Here is a 4,437-nt window from a genome sequence, read left to right on the forward strand (position 1 = left end):
CCACGCCCCATAAAGATTTTCGCCGTTTTTTTCTTCTGCCCACTCAGTGCAAAAATAAACACCTCCCCACAGTTGGGCAAGATTGCAGCGTAAATCCTGCTTGTTGCGGCAGAGGTGGCAGATTCTTAAAAATTCCACTATAATCCGTCTCTCTTTATCTGGGGGCGATCTTGGTTTCGACGGGGGTTGCGAAGCAGATGCGGGCATACCGGGGTCTCAGATTTCCCGTAAAACACTGAATCTAAATAGTCGCAAACGACGAAACTTACGCACTGGCCGCTTAAGGCCTGCCGTTGCAGCAGTTGGTCAATGGGCTGTGTAGCGCAAGCTACCGCAACGTCATTTTACATTGACTGGTTTCCTATCGGGTTACTTGGTAGGGAATAAGATTTAAGGTAACTGGTTTCTAGAAGGCCTGTCGGTCGGCATGATAGGAACGAGATTTTAAATAGATACGACTAAGTATGTAGAACGCTTTGTAGAGGACTTTCGGACGGGGGTTCAATTCCCCCCGCCTCCACCATACCTAATTTCCAGCAGCATCCTGAAGTAAGCATAGAGCCTTGAAATATAACAGTTTCAGGGCTTTTTTATTACCCTGAATGTGCTGGAGTATGCTTGAGTTTTCGCCATTTATGGGGTAACTTTTGGGGTAACTTTTCACGAATTACCCCAAAAAACGCCCCCAAATCCCCCGATTTTCCCGCCGTTTTTTGAAACAAGTTACCCAAAAATCGCCTGAAACCCTTTATCCATAAGGCTTCCAGCGTTTTGCATAAGTTACCCCAAAACGGACTTAAAAATGCCAAAACCAACCCTTCCCCTAACAGACAGCCAATGCAAAAAACTAGAGCCGCCTAACCAGTTGTCGGACGGCGGCGGCCTATCCCTTCAGGCAAGGGGCAACGGCAAGTATTGGCGTTTCCGCTATTACCGCCCGTCCGACAACAAGCGGGACGAAATACGGCTTGCGGCTGTTGCGCTGGTGTGAAATCGACTGGGAGGCGCGGCAATACCGCAAAGACGGGGAGGAGATGAAAAACGGGATAGGGCACATTGTCCCATTGAGCCGCCAAGCCATAGCGATACTGGAAGGCCTGAAGCCCGTAACGGGGCATCATGAATTTGTGTTTGCCAACATCGGCAGCAAAAAGCCTTTGAGCGAAGGGGCGGCACGCAAAGCCTTGGCACGGCTTGGCTTCCTATCGGGAGCGCAAGGCCGCCCTGTTCGATATGGCCGCATCCTACCGGCACGGCATGGCCGCCATCCTGCCGAAGCATGCTGCTTAGGCAGACTTGGCAGGCCGCCGACAAAGGCCGTCTGAAAGCACGGCGGGGGTATTTCGTGAGCATTACGCGCCCGCGCGCGCGTATGAATAGAATTTTGCGAGCCCATAAAAAAGGGAAGACGTTTACGCGCCCGGGCGTATGAATTGGGCGGCATGGGGGCTTGAAAGTTTACGGCCTGATGTTTTTGGAAACCCCCCGCATTCCCATGCGCAGAATTTTTTCTTCTGCAAAGCTGTTAAAGGAATATTAACAGGCTGTTTAACATGAAACTTTGGAAGTTTATACCAATGGAAAAGGCCGTCTTCCCACGCGAACGGCTTTCCCCGAATTAGTATTTTTTAGTAATTTGAGCAAAGGAACAAACCATGCACGACAACAGGCGGGAGCTTGAAGAACGCATCTGCGAGATGCTGGCACGGGGGCACAGTATGGCTGAAATCTGCCGCAGGAAGGATATGCCCGCAGAGAGCACCGTTTACAAATGGCTGGCAGAGGGCGGGGCGTTTTCGGAGCAATACGCACGCGCGCGTGAGCAACAGGCGGATTTATACGCCGACGAGATAATCAAAATCGCCGACGACTGCACGCCCACCCATGAGGAAATAGCCAAGGCGAGGGTAAGGATAGATGCCCGCAAATGGAAGGCCGCCCGCCTTGCCCCGAAGAAGTACGGCGAAAAATCGGAATTGGATATGAAGTCGTCCGACGGCAGCATGACACCGAAGGCCGGGCAAGTGCAAATGTCCAAAGAAGACTTTCAGGGCGCATTGTCCGAAGCCTTGAAAGAGATTACGAGATGACAAAAGCCAAAAACGGCTTTTGATGACAAATCAAGTACCTGCATACTCCCCTTACTTTTAAGGGGAGCAGCCGCCCAAAACACATTGACAGATTGAGCCTAGGGAAGCAGAATAGGGCTTCTCTCTCAAATTGATTAGCCGAAACATCCGCACGGCTTGCGGATTTTTTCACGCCATTTCCCATAGTCCGTTTTTCAGACGGCCTATCTCAAGTTATGGCGGTGTGCGGCAACGGTAACGCCCGCGCCTGACTAATCACAGGAGAGAGCACCGCCCCCTATACGGGCTTCTCAAATCTCAAATTGATTAGGAGCATGAAAATGCAAAACAACATCCCCGCGCAGCTTATCGCCGCCGTAGCCATCCCCGAAAACCACCATCAAGACGTAGACGCGGTTTCCTGCCGCTGGCAGCCCTTGGGCTTCTATGCCGACCGCGAAGCGGCACATCAAGCCTGCCTGACCTTCATCGCCGCCCTTTCGGACGACCTCAAGGAATGGGCGGGCTTTGCCGTCCTTACCCCCGAAAACGGCAGCTATGCCCGCATGGCCGACCGCCTGAAATCCCCGAACTGACCCCATCCCCGCGCCCTGACGCTTCAGACGGCGCGGGCTTCCTGCATCCGCAGCAAACGCATAAAACGTTGATTTTAAATAGCTTTAACAAGGCTGATTCCAGCCCTGCAAGGAGGGAAACCATGAAACCCGAAGCAAAACCCGTACAGCACCCCAAACCACGCCCGCAGCCTAAGCCCTGCCTGTTGGCCGTAGGCTACGAACAAGAGCCGCTGACCTACCGCTATCAGGCCGTAGGGCTGTTTCCGAGCAAGGCTGAAGCCAAGCGCAGATTGGCCGAACTGACGGCGGAAACGCCCGATTTGCTGTTTCTGATACTGGAGAGCGAGCCGCGCAAAGGCGAAAGGGCGGCGGTTTACGGCAAGCTGGCCGCCGATTTGGAGGGCAGGCCATGAAACCCGATTTGACCGAAATCAAGAACGCCGCCTATGGCCGCTGGCCTGAAATCCATGCCGCCCTAGGCATCCCCGCCAAACTCTTAAACACCCGCAAACACCAGCCCTGCCCGCATTGCGGCGGCAAAGACCGATTCCGCTACACCGACCACAAACACGGCGGCGGCTACATCTGCAACCAATGCACCCCCGAAGGCGGCAGCGGCTTCGACCTGCTGATGCTGGTGTTTGGCTACAGCTTTACGGAAGCAGTCAATCAGGTTTCCGCCCTGCTGGGGCTTTCGGACGGCCTGCACGGGCAATACGCCCCCATGCCCGCCCAACCCGAACAGCCGCCCGCAGACCGACAAGCCGCCCTGCTGGCCGCATGGGGCGAAGCCCTGCCCTTGGACGGCAAAGACCCTGCCAGCCTGTACCTGCAAGGGCGCGGGCTATCACTGCCCGAAACCCTGCCTGAAGCCCTGCGCTTCGCCCCGTCCCTGCCCTACTGGCTTTCAGACGGCCGCAGCCCCGCCCTGCTGGGGCACTACCCCGCCATGCTGGCCGCCATCGAGCGGAACGGCGAACTGCAAGGCCTGCACATTACCTACCTGCAACAGAAAGGCGGGGTATGGCGCAAACTGACCGCATCACACCCCGACACGGGCGAAGCCCTGCCCGCCAAGAAAATGAAAGCCCGATATGCGGGCGCATTGAACGGCGCGGCGGTACACCTTGGCACACCCGACGGACAAGGCCGCCTGCTGGCCGCCGAAGGTATAGAAACCGCACTGGCCGCATCATCCCTGTTCGACCTGCCCGCCGCCGCCTGCCTATCCGCGCACGGCCTTTCCGCCTTCGACTGGCCGCCCGAAACGCGGGAGCTGTACATCGCCGCCGACAACGACTTAAGCCGCACAGGCATCAAGGCCGCCGAAGCCCTAGCCCGCCGCTCCCACGCCGCAGGCCTGACCGTGAAGATATGGCAGCCCGACAAGGCGGGAACGGACGCACTGGACGAATGGAATGCCCGCCGTCTGAAAACCGAAGGAGCAGCACAATGAGCACCGCCGCAGAATTTGACACCTACACCCCGCGCCCGCGCTACGAATGCACACGCGGCGGCGTTTACCACATCGGCATCAAAACCGACAAAGAAGGCAACACCAGCGAAACCCCGCCCGTTTGGCTTTCAGACCCCATCCGCCTCATCGGCAGGGGTACGGACGGCACGGGCAGCCATTACCGCATCATCGAATGGAAAGACCGCCTCACAGGCGCGGCCAAACAAGCCGCCATCCCATCCGCCGAAATCGGCAGCGTGCAGGGCTGGCAGCGGCTGCAATCCTACGGTTTAACCATCCTATCCCTCTACCCAAACGCCGGTGCTAATTTTGT

General features: G+C 56.5%; 7 protein-coding genes and 1 other RNA gene. All 8 read left to right on the plus strand.

From position 1 onward, the window contains the following. The first annotated feature begins 160 nt into the window (after positions 1-160). Positions 161-523: a transfer-messenger RNA gene (ssrA, locus tag HMPREF3107_RS00255) on the plus strand. Positions 524-802: 279 nt separating this feature from the next. Continuing rightward, positions 803-991 carry an integrase arm-type DNA-binding domain-containing protein gene (locus tag HMPREF3107_RS00260; protein WP_070451918.1) on the plus strand — a complete coding sequence of 63 codons (189 nt, stop codon included), beginning with the start codon at positions 803-805 and terminating at the stop codon, positions 989-991. Then, on the plus strand, positions 969-1,325 hold the full coding sequence (locus HMPREF3107_RS00265) for a tyrosine-type recombinase/integrase (RefSeq protein ID WP_210391340.1): 357 nt from the start codon (positions 969-971) through the stop codon (positions 1,323-1,325). Before HMPREF3107_RS00260 ends, HMPREF3107_RS00265 begins: the two co-directional genes overlap by 23 nt. A 330-nt stretch (positions 1,326-1,655) precedes the next feature. Beyond that, entirely contained in the window at positions 1,656-2,090 is a 435-nt protein-coding gene (locus HMPREF3107_RS00270; RefSeq protein ID WP_070451923.1) for a terminase small subunit-like protein, read from the plus strand. A gap of 320 nt (positions 2,091-2,410) precedes the next feature. Beyond that, positions 2,411-2,665 (plus strand): hypothetical protein, encoded by a 255-nt coding sequence (locus HMPREF3107_RS00275; RefSeq protein ID WP_141742788.1) that lies wholly within the window; start codon positions 2,411-2,413, stop codon positions 2,663-2,665. 122 nt (positions 2,666-2,787) lie between these two features. Next, positions 2,788-3,060 carry a hypothetical protein gene (locus tag HMPREF3107_RS00280; RefSeq protein WP_070451929.1) on the plus strand — a complete coding sequence of 91 codons (273 nt, stop codon included), beginning with the start codon at positions 2,788-2,790 and terminating at the stop codon, positions 3,058-3,060. Continuing rightward, positions 3,057-4,103: a DUF7146 domain-containing protein gene (locus HMPREF3107_RS00285; protein WP_070451932.1), complete on the plus strand. Its 1,047-nt coding sequence runs from the start codon at positions 3,057-3,059 to the stop codon at positions 4,101-4,103. The genes HMPREF3107_RS00280 and HMPREF3107_RS00285 overlap by 4 nt, the downstream gene beginning before the upstream one ends. Continuing rightward, a partial coding sequence (locus HMPREF3107_RS00290; RefSeq protein ID WP_246828545.1) for a DUF927 domain-containing protein occupies positions 4,100-4,437 on the plus strand: 338 nt, incomplete at its 3' end. The genes HMPREF3107_RS00285 and HMPREF3107_RS00290, both read left to right, overlap by 4 nt.

This window comes from Neisseria sp. HMSC31F04, from assembly GCF_001807735.1.
GTDB lineage: Bacteria > Pseudomonadota > Gammaproteobacteria > Burkholderiales > Neisseriaceae > Neisseria > Neisseria elongata.

What these genes read in the sequence shown, in the direction of transcription:
- HMPREF3107_RS00275 (WP_141742788.1), top strand. Translation starts at nt 2,411, where the DNA reads ATGCAAAACAACATCCCCGCGCAGCTTATCGCCGCCGTAGCCATCCCC.
- HMPREF3107_RS00280 (WP_070451929.1), top strand. Translation starts at nt 2,788, where the DNA reads ATGAAACCCGAAGCAAAACCCGTACAGCACCCCAAACCACGCCCGCAG.
- HMPREF3107_RS00285 (WP_070451932.1), top strand. Translation starts at nt 3,057, where the DNA reads ATGAAACCCGATTTGACCGAAATCAAGAACGCCGCCTATGGCCGCTGG.
- HMPREF3107_RS00260 (WP_070451918.1), top strand. Translation starts at nt 803, where the DNA reads ATGCCAAAACCAACCCTTCCCCTAACAGACAGCCAATGCAAAAAACTA.
- HMPREF3107_RS00270 (WP_070451923.1), top strand. Translation starts at nt 1,656, where the DNA reads ATGCACGACAACAGGCGGGAGCTTGAAGAACGCATCTGCGAGATGCTG.